At 53.9% G+C, this 21,134-nt stretch carries 20 protein-coding genes; 2 read left to right on the forward strand and 18 right to left on the reverse strand.

Annotated elements, in window-relative coordinates:
- Nucleotides 1–20: 20 nt before the first annotated feature.
- Genes nlpE through EXW94_RS19625 form a run of 3 tightly spaced genes read right to left on the reverse strand, consistent with a single transcriptional unit; the run spans nt 21 to nt 1,718 of the window.
- Nucleotides 21–719 carry an envelope stress response activation lipoprotein NlpE gene (gene nlpE / locus EXW94_RS19615; protein WP_089599129.1) on the reverse strand — a complete coding sequence of 233 codons (699 nt, stop codon included), beginning with the start codon at nt 717–719 and terminating at the stop codon, nt 21–23.
- Nucleotides 720–753: 34 nt separating this feature from the next.
- Nucleotides 754–1,176, reverse strand: coding sequence for an alternative ribosome rescue aminoacyl-tRNA hydrolase ArfB (gene arfB / locus EXW94_RS19620; RefSeq protein WP_120159259.1), 423 nt, complete (start codon nt 1,174–1,176; stop codon nt 754–756).
- Nucleotides 1,173–1,718, reverse strand: coding sequence for a YaeQ family protein (locus tag EXW94_RS19625; RefSeq protein ID WP_126545040.1), 546 nt, complete (start codon nt 1,716–1,718; stop codon nt 1,173–1,175). The genes arfB and EXW94_RS19625 overlap by 4 nt, the downstream gene beginning before the upstream one ends.
- A 196-nt stretch (nt 1,719–1,914) precedes the next feature.
- Here EXW94_RS19625 and EXW94_RS19630 point away from each other — a divergent pair, with 196 nt between their 5' ends.
- Nucleotides 1,915–2,115 carry a YaeP family protein gene (locus EXW94_RS19630; protein ID WP_008501889.1) on the forward strand — a complete coding sequence of 67 codons (201 nt, stop codon included), beginning with the start codon at nt 1,915–1,917 and terminating at the stop codon, nt 2,113–2,115.
- A complete protein-coding gene (rof, locus tag EXW94_RS19635) occupies nt 2,102–2,362 on the forward strand; it encodes a Rho-binding antiterminator (RefSeq protein WP_010426685.1) in 261 nt (86 codons plus the stop codon). Before EXW94_RS19630 ends, rof begins: the two co-directional genes overlap by 14 nt.
- 28 nt (nt 2,363–2,390) lie before the next feature.
- Here the strand turns inward: rof and tilS are convergent, their stop codons facing one another.
- The 15 genes from tilS to ispU form a co-directional block, all read right to left on the reverse strand.
- Complete coding sequence (tilS, locus tag EXW94_RS19640) at nt 2,391–3,677, reverse strand: tRNA lysidine(34) synthetase TilS (RefSeq protein WP_174340792.1); 1,287 nt, start codon at nt 3,675–3,677, stop codon at nt 2,391–2,393.
- Between the two features lie 58 nt (nt 3,678–3,735).
- Nucleotides 3,736–4,125 carry a VOC family protein gene (locus tag EXW94_RS19645; RefSeq protein ID WP_010426691.1) on the reverse strand — a complete coding sequence of 130 codons (390 nt, stop codon included), beginning with the start codon at nt 4,123–4,125 and terminating at the stop codon, nt 3,736–3,738.
- Between the two features lie 65 nt (nt 4,126–4,190).
- The gene (locus EXW94_RS19650) at nt 4,191–6,323 is read right to left on the reverse strand and encodes a lysine decarboxylase LdcC (RefSeq protein ID WP_108417041.1); all 2,133 of its coding nucleotides are present in this window, start codon (nt 6,321–6,323) and stop codon (nt 4,191–4,193) included.
- A 100-nt stretch (nt 6,324–6,423) separates the two neighbouring features.
- The gene (accA, locus tag EXW94_RS19655; RefSeq protein ID WP_023310466.1) at nt 6,424–7,383 is read right to left on the reverse strand and encodes an acetyl-CoA carboxylase carboxyl transferase subunit alpha; all 960 of its coding nucleotides are present in this window, start codon (nt 7,381–7,383) and stop codon (nt 6,424–6,426) included.
- A gap of 12 nt (nt 7,384–7,395) precedes the next feature.
- Nucleotides 7,396–10,878 (reverse strand): DNA polymerase III subunit alpha, encoded by a 3,483-nt coding sequence (gene dnaE / locus EXW94_RS19660; RefSeq protein ID WP_089599133.1) that lies wholly within the window; start codon nt 10,876–10,878, stop codon nt 7,396–7,398.
- 38 nt (nt 10,879–10,916) lie between these two features.
- Nucleotides 10,917–11,513: a ribonuclease HII gene (rnhB, locus tag EXW94_RS19665; RefSeq protein ID WP_010426699.1), complete on the reverse strand. Its 597-nt coding sequence runs from the start codon at nt 11,511–11,513 to the stop codon at nt 10,917–10,919.
- Complete coding sequence (gene lpxB, locus EXW94_RS19670; RefSeq protein ID WP_174340793.1) at nt 11,510–12,658, reverse strand: lipid-A-disaccharide synthase; 1,149 nt, start codon at nt 12,656–12,658, stop codon at nt 11,510–11,512. Before lpxB ends, rnhB begins: the two co-directional genes overlap by 4 nt.
- Complete coding sequence (lpxA, locus tag EXW94_RS19675) at nt 12,658–13,446, reverse strand: acyl-ACP--UDP-N-acetylglucosamine O-acyltransferase (RefSeq protein WP_010426704.1); 789 nt, start codon at nt 13,444–13,446, stop codon at nt 12,658–12,660. The genes lpxB and lpxA overlap by 1 nt, the downstream gene beginning before the upstream one ends.
- Nucleotides 13,447–13,449: 3 nt before the next feature.
- Complete coding sequence (gene fabZ, locus EXW94_RS19680) at nt 13,450–13,905, reverse strand: 3-hydroxyacyl-ACP dehydratase FabZ (RefSeq protein WP_010426706.1); 456 nt, start codon at nt 13,903–13,905, stop codon at nt 13,450–13,452.
- Between the two features lie 103 nt (nt 13,906–14,008).
- The gene (lpxD, locus tag EXW94_RS19685) at nt 14,009–15,034 is read right to left on the reverse strand and encodes a UDP-3-O-(3-hydroxymyristoyl)glucosamine N-acyltransferase (RefSeq protein WP_126545048.1); all 1,026 of its coding nucleotides are present in this window, start codon (nt 15,032–15,034) and stop codon (nt 14,009–14,011) included.
- Between the two features lie 3 nt (nt 15,035–15,037).
- Entirely contained in the window at nt 15,038–15,532 is a 495-nt protein-coding gene (gene skp / locus EXW94_RS19690; RefSeq protein ID WP_010426710.1) for a molecular chaperone Skp, read from the reverse strand.
- 122 nt (nt 15,533–15,654) lie between these two features.
- On the reverse strand, nt 15,655–18,072 hold the full coding sequence (gene bamA / locus EXW94_RS19695) for an outer membrane protein assembly factor BamA (protein WP_174340794.1): 2,418 nt from the start codon (nt 18,070–18,072) through the stop codon (nt 15,655–15,657).
- Between the two features lie 29 nt (nt 18,073–18,101).
- A complete protein-coding gene (gene rseP / locus EXW94_RS19700; protein WP_042719072.1) occupies nt 18,102–19,454 on the reverse strand; it encodes a sigma E protease regulator RseP in 1,353 nt (450 codons plus the stop codon).
- A gap of 11 nt (nt 19,455–19,465) precedes the next feature.
- A complete protein-coding gene (cdsA, locus tag EXW94_RS19705; protein WP_010426717.1) occupies nt 19,466–20,323 on the reverse strand; it encodes a phosphatidate cytidylyltransferase in 858 nt (285 codons plus the stop codon).
- Between the two features lie 12 nt (nt 20,324–20,335).
- Nucleotides 20,336–21,094 (reverse strand): (2E,6E)-farnesyl-diphosphate-specific ditrans,polycis-undecaprenyl-diphosphate synthase, encoded by a 759-nt coding sequence (gene ispU / locus EXW94_RS19710; protein WP_089599138.1) that lies wholly within the window; start codon nt 21,092–21,094, stop codon nt 20,336–20,338.
- Nucleotides 21,095–21,134: the final 40 nt, after the last annotated feature.

The following is a 21,134-nucleotide window of genomic DNA, read 5'->3' on the forward strand; positions in this document are numbered from 1 at the left end:
TTTAATGGCGTGACGTCAGCTTATTTACTGTCGCAGTTTTTACCTGCAACAAATTTCGCGTCTTTATCGGCCACCAGTGTTTTCACCATCTCACCGCTGTCCGGGTTCGGCTCCAGGGTAAAGTGACCATCCACCGTCAGCAGAACCGGCTTGCTGTCGTTGCCGCGCGCCACGGCGTAATCACGCTCCAGCTGAGCATTGTTTGCCACGCTGACTTTCTTACCGGTGACGCAATCGGTGAAGATTGCCGCATCTGCCATGTAGAAATACATTCCTCGCATCGCCATTGGCGTAGCAGGCAGTGCCGCTTTTACCGGGGCGAGCGTGTAGTTGAACTGAGACTCAATAGGATTGCCTTCACGGTCAAGCATTTCCATGCTGTCACCTTTAGGGCGGAACCAGGTTTTCTCACCGGTCGTATCCGTCAGGACCAGCTTCTCAGCCGTACGTGCCCAGGTTCCGTAAGTCCCAAACGAAGAAGGCTCTTTCGCGCCCTGATAGCGCTGGTTCATTACCCATGTGCCGTCTTTTTGCAGGAACAGGGATGTTTCAATGCCCTCACAGTCTGCACAAGGCAATACGCCACGCCAGCTCTGCTGCATCGGCTTTAATTCTTCGGTTTGCGTAGGCTGTAATACCTGCGTTTCCGAACGGTTGTTACACCCAAAAAGCGCAAACAGCGTACTCACTGCCAGCGCTGACCATAATACTTTTTTCACAATGAATTCCTTATGAAAAGTGTGTTCCCTTTCGTCACTCTGTAGGGCGACGAACTTTACCGCGTAGTGCTTTCACTGTGGATTTCTGCGCCTTTGACGACAGCCGGCGCTCTTTCGATGCACGTGTGGGCCGCGTTGCCCGACGGCTTTTCTGCACTGTCGTTAAGTCTTTAATCATCGCCACCAGCCTCGCAATCGCCGCTTCCCGGTTTAACTCCTGGCTGCGGTACTCCTGCGCTTTAATCACAATGACGCCATCGCTGGTGATCAGATGATGGCTGGCGGCAAGCAGACTTTCTTTATAATACTCTGGCAGGCTGGAGGCCCGAATGTCAAAGCGCAAATGGATAGCCGTTGAGGCCTTGTTAACGTGCTGACCGCCCGCGCCCTGCGCCCGGATGGCAGTGATCTCCAGCTCGTTATCCGGAATGCTGACGTTTCGGGACAAAACAATCATGACGCCGGTTGCCACGCCGTTAAATGGATTTCCAGATTATTCTGAGAATCAGAAAGCCAGATCGCACCGTCCTGAATCGTCGCCTGCAGGACCATCGTTCGGCCAGCAAACTCGCTCAGTTGCGCCAGCTGCTCATCATCCAGATACCAGACGGTGAGATTTTTAAACTGTCCGCACTTGCTCTTGTTTTGCTGCCACCAGATCTCCGCAGCGCGTTGATTATACGCGAATAACGCCACCTCAGCGGACTGGGTGCACGCCTTTTTAATCCTGCGCTCATCCGGCAGGCCAAGCTCAATCCACAAATCGATACCGAGATGATCGTTGCGCAGCCAGGCTTCGGGTTCATCTTCCGCACTCAAACCACGTGTAAATTGCAAACGCTCGTCGGCGTATTTAATCCACGCCAGCAGGCGCAGCATCATGCGTTCCTGGGTTTCAGAGGGGTGACGCGCCAGCGTCAATGACGCATCAAGGAACTGGTTGCGGTCAAGATCCGCCACATTGACCACAGCTTTATAAATTGTCGCTTTCAGCGCCATCAGAGAACTCCTTTCGATTCAGGCTGACATTGTAGCGAAAACCGGAGCAAAACGCTGTTACGAGGTGATGAATAGTGCGCTATCAAGGCGCTGATATTGCTTAAATGAGTATGGTATAGTCACCTTGCTAAACCGAGTTTATCTTCGTAGGCTTAATGATATCTCACAGTAAGTCAGTGCGCTGGCGGGAGGGGATGTGAATAATTATTGTGAGTTAATTCGCAAACGGTATGCGGAAATCGCCAGCGGCGATCTAGGGTATGTCCCGGACGCGTTGGGCTGTGTATTGAAGGTGCTTAATGAAGTGGCCTCTGATGAGAGCCTTTCAGAGTCGGTCAGGGAAAAAGCAGCGTATGCTGCGGCGAATTTACTGGTGAGCGATTATGTCGATGAATGATACTTATCAACCCATCAATTGTGATGACTATGACAACCTCGAACTCGCCTGCCAGCATCATTTAATACTGACGCTGGAGCTAAAAGATGGCGAAGTGTTGAAGGCGAAGGCCAGCGATTTGGTTTCACGTAAGAATGTGGAATATCTGATAGTGGAAGATGCCGGCGCGACGCGCGAGCTTCGTCTGGACAAAATTGCCAGCTTCAGCCACCCGGAAATCGGTACCGTTGTGGTAAGCGAATCCTGATGACATTCACGGGCAGCCCGGCTGCCCGTTACGCATTCCACTCAAACGAAACGCCCTTTTCTGTCCACCCTTCTTCCGTGATAAACACGCCCGCAGCGGCGATAAGCGTCTCACCATAAAACAGCAGCGGCGTGGTATCGCGCAGCCAGGGCGGCACATTGTTCTCCTGCCAGATCTTCTTCAGCTTTCGTCCGCCATTACGCCCGACGATATGCAGCAAACCACCGGCTTTAAAACGCACCGTAACGGGCTCATCCGCTTCTGGCAGACGCACGTGACCGGCATTCGTCAGGGATACACTACCCGCGCCAGCGGGTAATATCAGCGCTTCCACCACGCAGGGCCAGTCGAGAACAACATCAGAAAGAGAAGAACGGGATTTAACCCACCACAGTTTCCCCTGATAGCGCCTGACCTCGAAGCCGTTCAGGTAAACGCTCGGCGTGGCATCTTCTCGCGCCTTCGCCACTTCATCCCATATTCTGCCGAGCATTGCTCGCGACGGCATGACGGCATGATGAGAGGCCAACCAGCGGCGTAAAACTGCAGCACGGCGTACCGCACTCATCGCTTCCAGCGGCGCAATTGCCAGCGCACCCTCAGAGGAAATCAGCTCGGCCAGCTCTTCACTCAGCAACTCATCCAGCAGGCTTTCCTGCTCGGCACAGAGCGTGGCGCTCCTGGCCGTCGCTTCAGCAAAGTGCTCCCAGCGTTCGGTCAGTAGCGGTAAGACGCGCAGACGCAGGAAGTTACGATCGTAGCTGTCGTCCTGATTGCTTTCGTCCTCAATCCAGCTCAGCTGATATTCATGCGCCCAGGATTCAAGAGAAGCACGTGTTTCACCCAGCAGCGGGCGGATTAATTCGGTTCCGGCAAAACGCGCGCGCTCAGGCATGGCGGATAACCCCGCCGGACCACTGCCCCGCTTAAGCGCAAGTAAAAACGTTTCGCACTGATCGTCAAGATGCTGCGCCGTAACGAGTGCTTCACCGGGCCGTAAGGCGCGAGCAAAAGCGGCATAGCGGGCCTTGCGTGCCTGCGCCTCAATGCCCAGCCCTTCCTCGTGGAGAATCACGCGTTCAACCCTCAACGGAATGCTCCACGCCTCACAGAGGGCTTCACAGTGCGCTCCCCATGCATCAGCATGAGGACTTAACCCGTGATGAATATGTATCGCCCGGAGCTGGACGTCAGGCTCCTGGTCACGCCAGAGTTTAAGGCGATGGAGCAAAACGGTGGAATCCAGCCCACCGCTAAACCCCACCAGCAGCTGGCGGTACGGTGAAACGGCTTGTGCGATAGCGGGTAAGGTCATAGGAAATTACACATAAAAAATGCCCGGGCTAAGCGGGCATTATCACACATGACGGCGATTACTGCTGGTAAAGCTCCAGCGGCAGGCCATCGGGGTCGCTGAAAAAGGTAAAACGCTTGTCGGTGAACGGATCGACGCGTATCGCTTCGCACATCACGCCGTGCGATTCCAGATGCTTGACCGCGCTATTAAGGTCATCAACGCTAAAGGCCAGATGGCGCAGGCCGCAGGCTTCCGGCCGGGAAGGACGCGCAGGCGGAAAAGGAAATGAGAACAGCTCAATCACATATTGCCCGTTTAACGCCAGATCGCCCTTCCAGGAGTCGCGCTCCTCGCGATAAGCCTCACTGAGCAGCGTAAAGCCAAGGATATCGCAATAGAAGGACTTACTTTTTGCGTAATCGGTCGCAATAATCGCAATATGATGAACAGCTTTTAAACCCAGCATAGCTTCTCCTTTTTATGATGCCTGAACGTTACAACCGAAAACCCGCACCTTGCAAGCGGTCACCTTTATTTTAGGACTCGCACCCAGTACACACCCTGCTCATCGCGCTTCGCACCGTGGATATCGGTCTCAAAGCCCGGATAATGGCGTCCAACAGAGCAGAGCATCAACAGGAAATCGAGCACCGCCCGACTCTCCTCGGTGATCATCTCACCGGGCATTAAAAGCGGAACACCCGGCGGATAAGGCAGGATCATGTTGGCCGACACCCGCCCGACCACATTTTCCAGCTCGATGGTTTCCACCTCGCCTTTCACCTGCCGCTGCCACGCTTTGTGTGGCGTGAGTTTCATTTCCGGTAGGACATCAAACGCCTGCAGCATCAGACGCGGCAGGTCGTGCTGGCGGATCAGTTTGTGGATCCCCTGAGCCAGATCCTGAATGCGCATATTCCGATAGAAGTCAGGATCCTCCGCGTAAAGATCCGGCAGCATGTTCTTCACTCGCAGGTTGAGATCGTAGGCGCGCTTAAACTCCATCAGGCCGCGCAACAACCCCATCGCGCGGGTTTTGTCGATCCCAATGCTGAACAGGAACAGTAGGTTATACGGCCCGGTTTTCTCCACCACCACGCCGCGCTCGTCCAGGAACTTCGCCACCAGAGCGGCGGGGATCCCTTCATCACCCATAATGCCCTGCTCGTCCATGCCCGGTGTCAGGATCGTCACTTTGACCGGATCGAGGAACATATGGTCGGCATCGGCATCCCGGAAACCATGCCAGTCTTCGCCGGGCGAGACGGGCCAGCATTCAGCTTCATCAATCTCTTCCGGCTGCCAGATATCAAAGAACCAGCCGTCGGCTTCATCTTTCAGCCGCTGAACTTCTTTGCGGAAATGCAGCGCGCGCTCCACCGAGCGGTTGATCAGGCGTTTGCCCGGATTGCCACGCAACATCGCCGCGGCCGTTTCAATCGAGGCCACCAGCGGATAGCTCGGCGAGGTAGTGGTGTGCATCATAAAGGCTTCGTTAAACGTATCTTCGTCGTACTCACCTTTGATGTGAATTAACGAAGCCTGCGAAAACGCAGCCAGCATTTTATGCGTCGACTGCGTTTCGAAGAACACTTTGCCCGGCACACGCTCGCCGCTCATACCGCTTTTACCGGCGTAAATCGGGTGGAAATTGGTGTACGGCACCCACGCTGAATCAAAGTGGATCGACGGCACATCCAGCGTCTGCTTGATCCAGTTGGTGTTGTACAGCAGGCCGTCGTAGGTGGAGTTAGTGATCACCGCGTGAACAGGCCAGCTCGCGCCGGGGATCGCCGCGACCTTACCTTCTATGGCGTCATGCGTAAACTCACGACGCGGGATGCCGCCAAGAATACCGAGCGCGTTGCGCGTGGGTGACAGCCAGAGCGGCACGACGTCGCTCATCATCAGCAGATGCGCCAGCGATTTATGACAGTTGCGGTCAATCAGCAAGGTACTGCCTGCAGGGGCAGCGTACATCCCGACGATTTTGTTCGAGGTCGAGGTGCCGTTGGTCACCATATAGCTCTGCTCTGCGCCAAAGGTGCGGGCAATATACTCTTCGGCCTCCAGGTGCGGACCGGTGTGATCCAGTAGAGAGCCTAATTCGGTGACTGAAATCGACACGTCCGCTTTCAGCGTGTTGCCGCCAAAGAAATCATAGAACAGGCAGCCCACCGGGCTTTTTTGATAGGCCGTTCCCGCCATATGGCCTGGCGTACAGAAGGTATATTTGCCTTCCTTCACGTAGGTGAAGAGCGCGCGGGTAAACGGCGGCGTAATGTTATCAAGATATTCACCGGTATATTGCTGAATGCGGGTCGCAATATCCTCCGCCACGCCGAGCGAATATTCAAAGAACCACAGCGCCATTCGCATGTCATTGGCGCTGACGTCCATCGTCGAGTGGGTATTGATGAACGCGTACAGCGGGAGATATTCATTCAGCTTGTTGATATCGCTGCACAGTTCGAGGTCATATTCATCCCAGTCGAAGATCACGCCACAGATACGCGGATTATGCTCGATGAACTTCAGCAGGTCGGCGCTGTTGTGCGGCCAGATCAGCTGATACCCGCGCGACTGCAGGGCTTGCTCCAGCTCCTTAATCGGCTCATCTTTATAAAAGACGCCGTGTGGCCCCATAATGGCAATGATATTCATGGGCTTCCTCCTTAAAAAACATTAGCTAAGCATAGCCCGGCTAAACCGCAGGTATAAAAAAAGCCGCAACAGTGTGCGGCTTTTCAGATAATTATGAAACTTACGCGTAACCGTAGGTCATCAGACGCTGGTAGCGACGGTTGAGCAGATCGTCTTTGCTCAGCACGTCCAGATCCGCCAGGTCAGCCAGCAGCTGTGCTTTCAGGGAAGCGGCCATCACTTCCGGCTTACGATGCGCACCACCCAGCGGTTCCGGGATGATGGAGTCGATCAGCTTAAGCTCTTTCAGGCGCGGCGCAATGATGCCCATTGCTTCTGCAGCCAGCGGCGCTTTGTCGGCGCTTTTCCACAGAATGGACGCACAGCCTTCCGGGGAGATAACGGAATAGGTGCTGTACTGCAGCATATTCACTTTATCGCCCACGCCAATGGCCAGCGCACCACCGGAACCGCCTTCACCAATAACGGTACAGATGACCGGCACCTTCAGACGAGACATCTCGCGCAGGTTGCGCGCGATAGCTTCAGACTGACCGCGCTCTTCTGCGCCCACGCCAGGGTAAGCACCCGGGGTGTCGATGAAAGTGATGATAGGCATGTTGAACCGTTCAGCCATCTCCATCAGACGCAGGGCCTTACGGTAGCCTTCTGGTGCTGGCATCCCGAAGTTACGACGGATTTTCTCTTTGGTTTCACGACCTTTCTGATGACCAATGATCATCACCGGGCGTCCGTCCAGACGCGCGATACCGCCAACGATAGCTTTATCGTCAGCGTATGCGCGATCGCCTGCCAGTTCGTCAAATTCGTCAAACGCCAGGCGGACATAATCCAGGGTGTACGGACGCTGTGGATGGCGTGCCAACTGGGCCACCTGCCATGCGCCGAGATCGGCAAAGATTTTGCGCGTCAACTCTACGCTTTTCTCGCGCAGACGATGCACTTCTTCGTCGATGTTAATATCCAGTTTTTCATCCTGACGGCTTACCGCTGTCAGAGAATCGATTTTCGCTTCCAGCTCTGCAATCGGCTGTTCGAAATCAAGGAAATTCAGACTCATAGTATTCCTGTATTAGTCAAACTCCAGTTCCACCTGCTCCGAACCAATGAGGCCACGGAGATCGTTCAGTAAACGATCGCTCGGAGAGACACGCCACGTTGCACCAAAGCGCAACCGCGCACGTGCATCCGCCCTCTGATAGTAGAGATGTACTGGAATGGTCCCCGAGCGGTGGGGTTCCAGAGACTGACGGAGTCGGTTTAAAAGCTGGTCATCAATTTGCCTGTCCGTCAGCGAGATAGCAAGCCCGCGAGCATATTTTTCCCGGGCTTCGTCAATGTCCATCACTTCGCGGGCGGTCATTTTAAGCCCCCCGCTGAAGTCATCAAAGCTGACCTGTCCGCTGACGATAAGTATGCGGTCTTTTTCCAGCAAGTGCTGGTATTTATCCAGCGCGTCGGTGAATAACATCACCTCCAGACGCCCGGAACGGTCATCCAACGTACAGATGCCGATACGATTGCCGCGCTTGGTGACCATTACCCTTGCAGCAATCACGAGCCCCGCAGCCGTGGTGATTTTACCACGATCTGTCGGATGCATGTCTTTTAGCCTGTGGCCGCCGACATAGCGCTCAATTTCTTTGATGTACTGGTTGATTGGGTGCCCCGTCAGGTACAAGCCTAACGTTTCACGCTCCCCATCCAGTACCACCTGTTCAGGCCACGGCTGGCAGTTGGAGTATGACTGTTCAATCTGCTCTGGCTCTTCCGCCAGCACGCCAAACATATCCGCCTGACCAATCGCTTCCGCTTTTGCATGCTGATCCGCCGCTTTAAGGGCGTCGCCCAGCGAGTTCATCAGCGCGGCGCGGTGCGGTCCCAGCCTGTCAAACGCGCCGGACATGATCAGTTTTTCCAGCACGCGGCGGTTCAGTTTTTTAGTATCAGTACGGGCGCAAAGATCGAACAGCTCGCGGAAATACCCACCGTTGTTACGCGCTTCGATGATCGCCTCGATCGGGCCTTCGCCCACGCCTTTGATCGCGCCGATCCCGTAAACGATCTCCCCGTCGTCGTTGACGTGGAAGTGGTAGAGACCCGAGTTAATGTCCGGCGGCAGGATCTTGAGCCCCATGCGCCAGCACTCGTCCACCAGGCCAACCACCTTCTCGGTGTTGTCCATATCGGCCGTCATTACCGCCGCCATAAATTCAGCAGGATAGTGCGCTTTCAGCCACAGCGTTTGATACGACACCAAAGCATAGGCGGCGGAGTGGGATTTGTTAAATCCGTACCCGGCGAATTTCTCCACCAGGTCAAAGATCTTAATCGCCAGTTCACCATCAACGCCGTTTTTTCTCGCGCCTTCTTCGAAAGTGCCTCGCTGCTTGGCCATCTCTTCCGGCTTTTTCTTACCCATTGCACGACGCAGCATGTCCGCGCCGCCGAGGGTATAGCCGGAAAGCACCTGGGCAATCTGCATCACCTGTTCCTGATACAGGATGATGCCGTAGGTTGGTTCCAGTACCGGCTTCAGGCTTTCGTGCTGCCACTGAACGTCCGGATAGGAAATCTCTTCGCGTCCGTGCTTACGGTCGATAAAGTTATCTACCATCCCCGACTGCAGCGGGCCCGGACGGAACAGGGCCACCAGTGCGATCATATCTTCGAAGCAGTCGGGCTGCAGACGTTTAATCAGATCTTTCATGCCGCGGGATTCAAGCTGGAAGACGGCGGTAGTCTCCGAGCGCTGCAGCATGTCGAAACTTTTTTTGTCATCCAGCGGGATGGCAGCGATGTCTATTGGCTCAAGGCCCTGCTTTTCCCGGCGCGGGTTGATCATCTTCAGCGCCCAGTCGATGATCGTCAACGTACGCAGGCCAAGGAAGTCGAACTTCACCAGCCCGGCGTATTCTACGTCGTTCTTATCGAACTGGGTAACCGGGTGCTGGCCCGCTTCATCGCAGTATAGCGGTGCGAAGTCGGTGATTTTGGTCGGGGCGATAACCACGCCACCCGCATGCTTACCGGCGTTACGCGTGACGCCTTCCAGCTTGCGCGCCATGTCGATCAGCGCTTTTACTTCTTCGTCGGCTTCGTAGATTTCCGGCAGCTGAGGTTCGGCTTCAAACGCTTTTGCCAGCGTCATGCCCGGATCGGGCGGCACCAGCTTGGAGATACGATCAACAAACCCGTACGGGTGGCCCAGCACGCGGCCGACGTCACGGATAACCGCTTTCGCCGCCATCGTACCGAACGTAATAATCTGCGATACCGCATCACGGCCGTACATATCGGCGACGTGCTCGATCACCTGGTCGCGTTTCTCCATGCAGAAGTCGACGTCAAAGTCGGGCATGGAAACACGTTCCGGGTTAAGGAAACGTTCGAACAGCAGGTCAAACTCCAGCGGGTCGAGATCGGTAATTTTAAGCGCGTAGGCCACAAGCGATCCCGCACCGGAACCACGGCCCGGACCTACAGGCACGCCGTTATCCTTCGACCACTGGATAAACTCCATAACGATCAGGAAGTAGCCGGGGAAGCCCATCTGGTTGATCACCTGGAGTTCAATATCCAGACGTTCATCGTACGGTGGGCGTTTCTCTTTGCGAACGGCTTCATCCGGGAACAGGAACTCCAGACGCTCTTCAAGGCCTTCCTTCGATTTTACGACCAGGAAATCTTCCGTGGTCATGTCACCCGTCGGGAACTGCGGCAGGAAGTACTCGCCGAGACGCACGGTGACGTTACAGCGTTTTGCTATTTCAACGCTGTTTTCCAGCGCTTCCGGGATGTCAGAGAAGAGCTCACACATCTCCTCTTCGTTGCGCATATACTGCTGAGAGGAGTAGTTACGCGGACGTTTAGGATCGTCGAGGGTGAAGCCGTCATGGATCGCCACACGAATTTCATGTGCGTCAAAATCACCCGCTTCAAGGAAACGGACATCGTTGGTGGCCACCACAGGCAGACCGCGCTCTTCGGCGAGTGCCACGGCGGCATGCAGATAGCTCTCTTCGTCCGCGCGCCCGGTGCGGATCAGCTCAAGATAGTAGCGATCCGGGAAATACTCTTCGTAGAACGAGACGCACTGATCCACCAGCGCGCTGTTGCCACGCAGCAGACACTTGCCGACATCGCCCATGCGACCGCCGGAAATCAGCAGCAGGCCTTCGTTCAGCTCTGCCAGCCAGTCGCGGTCGATCCACGGGCCCATCGCACCATATCCACGCTGATAGGCTTTAGAGATAAGCAGGGTAAGGTTCTGATAACCGGTGTTGTTCATCGCCAACACGGAGATCTGCGTCATTTCATCGCCGAGCAGCTCGCTCTGGACATGAAAATCCGCGCCGACAATTGGCTTTAACCCGGCGCCATGCGCGGTTCCGTAGAACTTCACCAGGCCACACAGGTTGGTAAAATCGGTGATCGCCAGCGCAGGCATGCCAAGCGCGGCCGCCTTTTTTACCAGCGGTCCGGTCTTTGCCAGCCCATCGATCATGGAGTAGTCGCTATGCACCCGCAGGTGTACGAAACGTGGTTCAGCCATCTTCAGATTCCGCGTTACTTAATGACTTGCGTATTGATTCAGGACACCCGTCCCAGCGCGCGCTTCACCGGGCCAAAGCTGCGACGGTGGTGTTCGGTTGCGCCATGTTCAGCCAGCCTTTCCAGATGGAAAGGTGTGGGATACCCCTTATGCTGGGCGAAACCATACTGAGGGTAAGTGAGGTCCAGCGCGGCCATTTCGGCGTCGCGCGTCACTTTGGCAATAATAGAAGCTGCGCTAATTTCTGCGACCCGGCTATCGCCTTTGACGACCGCCATTGAAGGCATAGGCAATGCCGGACAGCGGTTTCCGTCAATCAGGACATATTCAGGAGAAATTTTCAGGCCCGCTACCGCACGCTGCATCGCCAGCATCGTAGCATGCAAAATATTCAGCTCGTCTATTTCATGCGGTTCAGCGCGCCCCAGGCTCCAGGCCAGCGCCTTCTCCTGAATCTCGCTAAACAACGCCAGCCGGCGCTTTTCAGACAATTTTTTAGAGTCGTTCAGCCCGATAATCGGACGAGCCGGATCGAGGATCACAGCCGCGGTGACCACTGCGCCTACTAACGGGCCGCGTCCTACTTCGTCCACGCCCGCCACAAGGTGGGTGTGAGGATAAACAAATTCCATCATTTTGCTAGCTCCAGCACCGCATCAGCCGCTTGCTCATCAGCATTACAGCGGATCAGTTGATGCAGTTCACGGAAGGTATCGTGCATCTGGTGGCTGGTCTTGCCGTTTGCCAGCAGCGGCAGCAGTGCATCCGCGAGCGCCTGCGGCTGGCACTCATCCTGCAACAGCTCTTTCACCAGCTCGCGACCGGCAAGCAGGTTTGGCAGGGAGACATAATCCGTTTTCACCAGACGTTTTGCCAGCCAGAAGGTGAACGGCTTCATGCGATAACCGACCACCATCGGGCATTTCGCCAGCATACACTCCAGCGCCGCCGTGCCGGAGGCCAGCAGCGCGGCATCGCTCGCATACATCGCTTCCCGCCCTTTCCCGTCCAGCAGGCGGACGTGAAGATCCGGGGCGACTTCCGCTTTGATGCGCTCAAACTGCTCGCGGCGTTTGGCATTCACCAACGGCACGACCACTTCAAGGCCGGGATAGGTCTGGCGAAGCATTTGCGCTGTTTTGAGGAAATCGGCGCTCAGCATTTCAACTTCAGCACCGCGGCTGCCAGGCAGCAGTGCCAGACAGTGCACGTCATGGGGAATACCCAGTACGTCGCGCGCCGCGTTTTTATCCGGATCCAATGGCATCGCATCCGCCATGGTATGACCGATAAAACGGCACGGAACATTAAATCTGTCGTAAAACGCTTTTTCGAAAGGCAGGAAAGCCAGCACCAGATCGGTGGATCTTCCGATTTTGAAAACGCGTTTCTGTCGCCACGCCCAGACGGACGGACTGACGTAATGAATGGTTTTGATCCCCTGCTTTTTCAAATTCCCTTCGAGGGTAATGTTGAAATCAGGCGCATCGATACCGACAAACACATCAGGTTTGAGGTCGGTAAAACGGCGGGTGAGATCGGCACGAATATGAAGTAAGCGACGCAGACGCCCCAGCACCTCAACGATGCCCATCACGGCCAGCTCTTCCATCTCATACCAGGCTTCGCAACCTTCAGCCTGCATCAGCGGGCCAGCAACACCCACAAAGCGCGCATTAGGTACGCGAGCTTTTAGCGCGCGGATGAGACCAGCACCAAGAATATCGCCGGAGGTTTCTCCGGCGACCAGGGCTATCGTAAGCGGACGACTGTCGACCATTAACGAATCAGACCCCTTGTTGAACGGTCAAAGAACTCCATGAACGCGTTCACTTCAGGGTGTTTGTTCGCCAGCTCGGCAATTTCCGGCTTCGCCTCTTCCAGCGTTTTCCCGCTACGGTACAGCAGTTTGTACGCGTTGCGGATGGCTGTAATCGCTTCACGGCTAAAGCCACGGCGCTTGAGACCTTCGATGTTCACGCCAAATGGCGTGGCATGGTTACCCTGCGCAATAACGTAAGGTGGAACGTCTTGCGCCACACCTGAGCAGCCGCCGACCATCACGTGTGCACCAATGATGCAGAACTGATGAACTGCGGTCATACCACCGATAATTGCGAAATCATCTACCGATACGTGCCCCGCCAGCGTTGCGTTGTTGGCGAGGATACAGCGGTCACCCACGGTACAGTCATGCGCGATATGCGCATTAACCATAAACAGGTTGTCGCTGCCTACCTTCGTCAACCCACCGCCCTGTACTGTTCCACGATGAATGGTGACGCTTTCACGAATACGGTTACGATCGCCAATTTCCAGACGGGTAGCTTCACCAGCATATTTCAGATCCTGGTTAACTTCACCGATAGAAGCGAACTGATAAATCTCGTTATTACAGCCAATGGTCGTGTGACCATTCACCACAACGTGAGATTTCAGTACTGTACCCTCACCAATTTCGACATGGGGTCCAACAATACAGAACGGGCCAACGTGGACGTTAGCACCAATGATGGCACCGGTTTCCACGATGGCAGTAGGATGAATAAAGGCAGATTTATCAATCACGTATCAGGACTCCCGGCTACGAGCACACATCATCGTCGCTTCGCAAACAACTTTGCCGTCAACCAGAGCTACGCCTTTGAAGCGAGTCAGGCCGCGACGCGTTTTTTCAAAAGTGACTTCCATGATCATCTGATCACCAGGCACGACTGGACGCTTAAAGCGCGCCTCATCGATACCTGCGAAGTAATAGAGTTCACCCGGCTCCAGTTTACCTACGCTTTTAAACGCCAGAATACCGGTTGCCTGTGCCATTGCTTCCAGGATCAACACACCCGGGAAGATCGGCTTACCAGGGAAGTGTCCCTGGAAGAAAGGCTCGTTAACGGAGACATTTTTCACTGCGCGCAGAAAACGACCTTCTTCAAAATCCAGCACACGGTCTACCAGCAAAAACGGGTAGCGGTGCGGCAGAAGTTCTAAAATCTCTTCAATATGCAGAGTATGAGTGTCAGTAGTCAAAATACTCTTCCTGTCAAATGTACTAAGTAGCAATAATAACACGGCCTGCCGGTTTATAAAAAAGCCGACAGGCCGGGAAAATTAGCGTTAAACGGATGAACGCTTAGTCTTGTTGATCGATTTTGCGCTCAATCGCTTTGAGACGCTTGCTCATATCATCAATATTCATCACCAGAGCAGCTGTTTTACGCCAGACCTTGTTCGGTTGCAGCGGAATGCCTGAGGAATAGACGCCAGGTTCAGTGATAGGACGCATAACCATGCCCATACCTGTCACCGTCACTTTGTCGCATATTTCCATATGGCCGTTGATCACGCTGGCACCGCCAATCATGCAGTAACGGCCAATTTTGAGGCTGCCTGCCATGATCACGCCGCCCGCAACTGCGGTATTGTCGCCAATCACAACGTTATGTGCAATCTGGCACTGGTTATCAATGATAACACCATTGCCAATAATGGTGTCGTCAAGCGCACCGCGGTCAATAGTGGTACAGGCACCGATCTCAACACGATCGCCGATAATCACGCGACCCAACTGTGGGATCTTAACCCAGTTACCCCGATCGTTGGCGTAACCGAAACCGTCAGAACCAATCACCGTGCTGGATTGAATGAGGCAATTTTCGCCAATCTCAACCTCGTGGTAGACAGATACATTGGCCCACAAGCGGGACCCTGCACCAATCTTCGTATTTTTACCAACAAAGCAGCCAGGACCAATCACCACGTTGTCACCCAGCACAACGCCGGATTCAATGACAGCGTTTGCGCCAACTGCAACGTTGTTACCCAGCTGAGCCGTCGGATCAATTGAGGCACTAGCCGCAATGTTCTGCGCCGGCTGCGGCGTGGTATCAAGAATTTGGGCCATGCGTGCATACGTCAGGTAGGGATTTTTCACTACCAGAGCAGCGCCAGTGGCAAACGGAAGATCGTCCTGCGTCAGAACAACGGCAGACGCCTGGCATTGAGCCAGGTGTTCACGGTACTTAGGGCTTACCATGAAAGTGATGTTGCCAGCTTTAGCAGATTGCATGGACGCAACAGCGGTGATGACGATATCGCCATCACCGTGTAATTCTGCATCCAACTGCTGAGCTAAATCAGCCAGTCGAATTGAAGGCATTACTTATTTAACCTGTTTCAGAACATCAGCGGTGATGTCTTTAACATCGCTGCTGTTGAAAGCAACGGCATTCGCATCAACAACCAGATCGATGCTCTGATCGGCAGCAACAGCTTTAACTGCAGACTGAATGCGAGTAACCAGTTTACCACGCTCTTCGTTAGAACGACGCTGACGATCCTGCTCGAAAGCCTGCGCTTTCTGGGAGAAGGTCTGACGCTGAGCCATCACGTCTTTTTCCAGCTTGCTGCGATCGCTTGCTTTCATGGTAGAACCATCGCGCTGCAGACGCTGCATTTTAGTCTGGAGGTCGCCTTCCATACGTTGCAGTTCGCTAGCACGGCCTTTGAATTCGTTTTCCAGCGTCGCAGAAACGCCCGTTTTCTGTGCAACTTGCTGGAACAAATTACCCATGTTGACGATTGCGATTTTGTCCGCTGCCTGAGCAGAAGTTGCCATCGCTAAACCGAGACCTGCAGCTAATAACCACTTTTTCACAATTAACTCCTTACCATCCCATTGGCACCTGAAGGTACCGTTCTTTGCGTGGCAAGGCGATCGTGTTACCGATCGCCAGTTGTCAGCGCTACACTGCCAACGCATTCCTTTGCAGCGAATTATTACCAGGTTTTACCAATGTTAAACTGGAATTGCTCCGCTTTGTCTCCATCGTATTTCTTAAACGGCTGGGCGTAAGAGAAGACCAACGGCCCCAGCGGTGACATCCATTGTAATGCGATACCTGCGGACATGCGAATGTTGCCCGGATCGCTGTAGTCTGGAACACCTGCCGCACGCATCTGGGCGGTATTCTCCCAGTTGGTATCCCACACCGTACCCGCATCCATAAAGAAGGAGGTACGGACAGAGTTCGCGTACTTGTCGCTGATGAACGGCGTAGGCGTGATGAACTCAAGGCTCGCCACGGCCATGGCGTTACCGCCGACTGCATCATCAGAGCTACATACTTGTTTCGGATCACGGCTTGCGCAGTTATCTTCGTCATTACCGCCGTAGTAGACCGCTTTCGGACCAATGTTATTGGACTGGAAGCCACGAACGGTACTGGAACCGCCCGCATAGAAGTTCTCATAGAACGGCAACTCTTTACTGCCAATCCCGTCACCGTAGCCCCAACGAGTACGACCCAGGACAACCCACTTGTGGTCATCATCAATTGGGAAGTAAGACGCCGTGTCCAGCGTCAACTTGTAGAACTCGTTATCAGAGCCAGGAATGGTCACTTTACCGTTCAGATTGACGCGAGAACCTTCCGTCGGGAAGTAGCCACGGTCAAGGCGGTTATATGTCCAGCCGTAGTTGAAGGTGAAGTCATCCGCCGCGAAACCGTTGTCATCGCTGGACCGGCTTGCCGACTGACCAATGGAATCCAGATAACGCCACATTGCCACCTGCGGCTGCATGTTGGACAGGTCGTTATGCACATAACCTAAGCCCGCACGCAGGGTGTTGTATTCGTTCACCGGGAAGCCGAGCGTACCGTCTACACCGTAACTCTTGTTGGTATAGGAGGACAGATCCGCGTCGTCTGCTTTAAAGTCGTTATAGAAGATACGACCACCCAGGCTCACACCGTCAACGGTGAAGTATGGGTTTGTGACAGAAAACTCAGAGTAGGTCTGGTAGTCGTTTTTGGTACCGTTGATACCAACAGAGTACCCCGTACCCAGCCAGTTATCCTGCTGAACACCGACCTGGAAGCTCACACCGCTTTCAGTACCGTAGCCCACACCGAAGTTGAAGCTACCGGTGTTACGCTCTTTTACTTTATAGACGACATCAACCTGATCCGGGCTGCCTGGTACACGCTGGGTATCAGTATCAACCGTCTCGAAGTAACCCAGACGATTCAGACGCTCTTTACCCTGGTCAACCAGGTCGCTACCCAACCACGCCCCTTCCATCTGGCGCATTTCGCGGCGCAGAACGGAATCTTTAGAAGTATCGTTACCTTCGAAGCGGATCTTACGCACGTAGAAACGGTTACCCGCATCAACGTTCACGTGCAGCTTAACGGTTTTCTCTGCGTCGTTGATTTCCGGCTGAGTTTGTACGCGCGGATAAGCGTAACCATAGCGGCCGAGCAGCTTTTTAATACTGTCTTCCATTTTGGTGACTTTAGAACCGCTATACAGATCGCCGGGCTGAATTTTGGTCAGCGACTCAATCTCAGCAGAATGCCCCGCCAGGTTTCCACTTACTTCAACGCCAGAAAGCTTGTATTGATCGCCTTCTGTGATGTTAACCGTAATGTAGATCCCTTTCTTGTCCGGAGTCAGACTGACCTGAGTTGAATCAATGTTGAAACGGGCATAACCGCGATCCAGATAATAGCTGCGCAGGGTTTCAAGGTCGCCTGCCAGTTTCTGTTTCTGGTATTTACGATCGCCCACCACGTTCCACCACGGCACTTCGTCACGCAGCTGGAACGTTGAGATAAGCTCGTCGGTGCTGAACGCGTGGTTACCCACAATGTTGATCTGTTGGATCTTCGCAGAAACACCTTCCTGGAAGACCAGTTTCAGGTCAACACGGTTACGCGGCAGCGGCGTCACTACCGCTTTCACGCTGGCGCTGTATTTACCGACGCTGTAATAGAAGTCTTCCAGACCTTTTTCAATGTCTGCAAGGGTTGTGCGGTCCAGGGACTCTCCCACACGAACACCAGATGCTTCAAGGTTTTGCTTGAGCATGTCATCTTTCACCGACTTGTTGCCGGAGAAGGTGATACTGGCGATCGTTGGACGTTCTTTTACCTGTACCAGCAGCGTATCACCATCGCGCAGAACGCGAACGTCCTCAAAGTTGCCAGTGGCAAACAGAGCACGGATGGTGTTACTGATATCTTCATCATTAACCGTATCGCCGGGGCGCACAGGCATACTGAGGAGGGCCGCACCAACGGCGACACGCTGGAGGCCTTCGAAATGAATATCTTTCACTACGAACCCGTCAGCACCGTATACGGTGGCGCTGCTAAACAGCAGCGACGCTATGAGCAACTTTTTCATCGCCATCGTTATTATGCGTTCTTCCTAACACTCTCTTACAACCGAGAGAAATCATTGAAAAGTGCAAGCCCCATTAACAGCACCAGCAAAATCGAGCCAATGCGATAACTAAAGTCTTGAACTCGCTCGGATACCGGTCCGCCTTTTAGCTTTTCAATGGCTAAAAACAGCAGATGGCCCCCGTCTAATACGGGAAGCGGGAACAGGTTGATTATCCCGAGGTTCACGCTAATGAGCGCGAGAAACATGAGATAGTAAATCACCCCGAACTCCGCTGACATCCCAGCCCCCTGAGCAATCGAAATAGGCCCACTGAGGTTGTTCAGTTTCACATCACCGGTTATCAATTTCCCCAACATGTTTACCGTCAGCTTCATCAGTTGCCATGTTTTATCCGTGGCTTCAAGGATGGCGCTGAACGGCCCATACTGGCGTATTGTCTTGTACTCATCTGGCAGTGGGATCACTTTCGGCACAACGCCTGCAAACCCTTCTGCCTTTCCGCTGCTCGATTTGGTATCCGGAATCAGCGTCAGTGAGAGCGGACTCCCCTGTCTTTCCACTTCCAGCGCGAGCGATGTACCCGGATTATCGCGTACCAGAGTAACAAAGGTCATCCATTGTGTTAATGGTTGACCATCGACTTTAACGATCCTGTCGCCCGCTTGCAAACCCGCTTTACTCGCTGCGGAGTTAGCCTGTACTTCGGCTAATACCGGTTCGATTTGCGCGCTGCGCGGCCGAATCCCCAGAGCGGAAACGGGATCTTCTTTGTCGGGTTCGAAACTCCAGTGGCGTAAATCCAGCACTTTTTCCTGCCGCTGGTCTGATCCAAAAGGCGACACGCTGACAGTCGTCTTCTCATCACCAATTTTCGCAACCAGCTGCAATCGCACGGCATCCCAATCAGGGGTTTCGATGCCATCAATCGCTTTAAGTTCCATCCCAGGTGCAATTTGCCCACTCGCTGCGATAGAGCCAGGGGCAATTTCACCGACAACCGGACGCACGCCAGGGACACCGATGATAAACACCAGCCAGTAAGCGAAGATAGCAAAGATGAAATTGGCTACCGGACCGGCAGCAATGATGGCAGCACGTTGCCCAACGGTTTTGTTGTTAAACGCGCTGTGTCTCAGTTCTGGCGCAACAGGCTCGACGCGCTCGTCGAGCATTTTAACGTAGCCACCCAGCGGAATAAGGGCGATGACAAACTCGGTGCCATGGCGATCGGTACGCTTCCAGAGCGATTTACCAAACCCGATGGAAAATCTCTCCACCCGCACGCCACAGCGTCGAGCAACCCAGAAATGGCCAAATTCATGCACGGTAATCAGTACACCCAGTGCAACAATGAACGCCGCCAGATTCCAGAGAATGCTCAGCATAAAACCTTCCGTTAAATCGTCCCGAATACCAGTAAAAGCAAGCAAGCAAACACTGGAACAGCCGCCGTCAGGCTGTCAATGCGATCCAGTATCCCGCCATGGCCTGGAATCAAGTGACCACTGTCTTTAATCCCTGCTTCACGCTTGAACATACTTTCGGTGAGATCACCCAGCACCGAGGCCAGCGCAGCGAAAATTGAGCACACCAGCAATGTTGACGGTGCAACCTCCAGATTCGCCCAGAGGCCATAACCCCAGGAGATGATCGCCGCCGTAAACAGGCCGCCGATGAATCCTTGCCAGGTTTTACCTGGGGAAACCTTCGGCGCCAGTTTATGTTTGCCGAACAGTTTACCAAACATATAGGCTCCAGAGTCAGCCCCCCAGACGAGAATCATCACATAAAGCAGCCAGAGGGCACCGCTATAGTGGTTTTCGTCATAGTGCCAGGCGCGCAGCGCGACCATACCCCAGAAAAATGGAACAATTGTGAGCAGACCAAAAATAAGACGCAACACTTTAGAATTTCGCCACAGCGCCGCAGAGCCTGGATAAAAAAGCACCAATACAAGCGCAGCAACCCACCATGCCAGCGATATCCATAAGGATCCGGCAACCAGCGGTTGGTGAATATCGTGATGATATTCAGGCAACGTGAACAGCATCAGGGCCAGGATAAAGCCACAAAGCACCGCCAGCCATACCCGCTGTGTGCGCGAGGTAAAGCCGCTAAACTGTCCCCATTCCCAGGCGGCAAGCATGCACACCACCAGCGTAACAATCGCGAATCCCACTGGGGGCAGTAAAAACAGCGCCGCAATGACAATGGGTATTAATACAAAAGCGGAAATCAGGCGATACTTCAGCAAAAGCTACCCCCATCAGGCTTTGTCGCCACCAGGCTCGGTGCCGCCGAAACGACGCTCTCGATTGGCAAAGGCATGCAGCGCACCTTCAAAGTCTTGTTCATCAAAATCGGGCCAAAGAACATCAGTAAAGTAAAGTTCGGCGTAGGCGATTTGCCAAAGCAAAAAGTTACTTATGCGGTGTTCTCCCCCTGTCCTTATTACCAAATCCACAGGCGCCAGTTCATTCATGCAGATTTGCCGACTGAGCGCCTCTTCATCAATTTGGTCGGGTCTCAACAGCCCTTCCTGAACCTGCTCGGCAAGATGCCGAACGCCCTGAATAATATCCCAGCGTCCGCCGTAATTCGCCGCGATATTGAGCGTCAGGCCGGTATTATTTTCCGTCAGCGCTTCTGCTTTGCGAATCCGTTCCTGCAAACGTGAGTTAAAACGACTGGTTTCGCCAATAATACGCAGGCGGACGTTGTGGCGGTGCAGGCTTTTTACTTCGCTATCGAGCGCCCACACAAACAGTTCCATCAACGCAGTCACTTCCTGCGGTGGTCGATTCCAGTTCTCACTGCTAAAAGCATAGAGCGTTAACGCATCAATGCCGTTATTGGCGGCAAAAGAAACGGCGCGGCGAACGGACTTCGCCCCCGCTTTATGCCCAAAGGCTCGTATCTTCCCTTGTCTTTTCGCCCAGCGGCCGTTGCCATCCATGATGATTGCTACATGACGACAGCCATGCGCTGGCAAGTTTTCGCTCATTGGTTGATTCGCAGACAACATAACGCGTTTTTAGTCCCTGAAAAGGATTTAACGGTACACA

Source organism: Enterobacter sp. JMULE2, from assembly GCF_013337145.1.
GTDB classification, from domain to species: domain Bacteria; phylum Pseudomonadota; class Gammaproteobacteria; order Enterobacterales; family Enterobacteriaceae; genus Enterobacter; species Enterobacter mori.

Coding starts and splice junctions, on each gene's coding strand:
- rnhB (WP_010426699.1), bottom strand. CDS start 11,513: ATGATGGAATTTGTTTATCCTCACACCCACCTTGTGGCGGGCGTGGAC.
- EXW94_RS19645 (WP_010426691.1), bottom strand. CDS start 4,125: ATGCTGGGTTTAAAAGCTGTTCATCATATTGCGATTATTGCGACCGAT.
- arfB (WP_120159259.1), bottom strand. CDS start 1,176: ATGATTGTTTTGTCCCGAAACGTCAGCATTCCGGATAACGAGCTGGAG.
- rseP (WP_042719072.1), bottom strand. CDS start 19,454: ATGCTGAGCATTCTCTGGAATCTGGCGGCGTTCATTGTTGCACTGGGT.
- EXW94_RS19625 (WP_126545040.1), bottom strand. CDS start 1,718: ATGGCGCTGAAAGCGACAATTTATAAAGCTGTGGTCAATGTGGCGGAT.
- accA (WP_023310466.1), bottom strand. CDS start 7,383: ATGAGTCTGAATTTCCTTGATTTCGAACAGCCGATTGCAGAGCTGGAA.
- ispU (WP_089599138.1), bottom strand. CDS start 21,094: ATGTTGTCTGCGAATCAACCAATGAGCGAAAACTTGCCAGCGCATGGC.
- lpxD (WP_126545048.1), bottom strand. CDS start 15,034: ATGCCTTCAATTCGACTGGCTGATTTAGCTCAGCAGTTGGATGCAGAA.
- dnaE (WP_089599133.1), bottom strand. CDS start 10,878: ATGGCTGAACCACGTTTCGTACACCTGCGGGTGCATAGCGACTACTCC.
- tilS (WP_174340792.1), bottom strand. CDS start 3,677: ATGACCTTACCCGCTATCGCACAAGCCGTTTCACCGTACCGCCAGCTG.
- lpxB (WP_174340793.1), bottom strand. CDS start 12,658: ATGGTCGACAGTCGTCCGCTTACGATAGCCCTGGTCGCCGGAGAAACC.
- EXW94_RS19650 (WP_108417041.1), bottom strand. CDS start 6,323: ATGAATATCATTGCCATTATGGGGCCACACGGCGTCTTTTATAAAGAT.
- rof (WP_010426685.1), top strand. CDS start 2,102: ATGTCGATGAATGATACTTATCAACCCATCAATTGTGATGACTATGAC.
- bamA (WP_174340794.1), bottom strand. CDS start 18,072: ATGGCGATGAAAAAGTTGCTCATAGCGTCGCTGCTGTTTAGCAGCGCC.